This is a genomic window from Microvirga pakistanensis (assembly GCF_004458765.1).
In the GTDB taxonomy this organism is placed as follows: Bacteria; Pseudomonadota; Alphaproteobacteria; order Rhizobiales; family Beijerinckiaceae; genus Microvirga; species Microvirga pakistanensis.
Genome location: NZ_SPJX01000344.1, coordinates 1 through 223 on the forward strand (window position 1 = coordinate 1; position 223 = coordinate 223).

Here is a 223-nt window from a genome sequence, read left to right on the forward strand (position 1 = left end):
CGCCGAACGTGTCGAGCCCGTCGAGGGTGATGGCGATAGGCTCCCGCCAGCGGGAATCGCCGAGGATCGAACACACATCGTCCGCCATGCGCGCATCGATGTCGCCGATGAAGCGCAGGGTGATGTGATAGTTTTCAGGATCGATCCAGCGCGCCCCCGGCAATCCGCCGCGATAAGCGGACAGGGCAAGGCTGATCTCGGAGGGAATCTCGATGCCGGTGAA

The 223-nt window shown here is 63.2% G+C and carries 1 protein-coding gene; it reads right to left on the reverse strand.

Features of this window, described 5'->3' with window-relative positions; translation table 11 throughout:
* Nucleotides 1–223, reverse strand: a 223-nt coding sequence (locus E4K09_RS18115; protein WP_280177476.1) for a 2'-5' RNA ligase family protein, incomplete at both ends; no start/stop codon positions are given.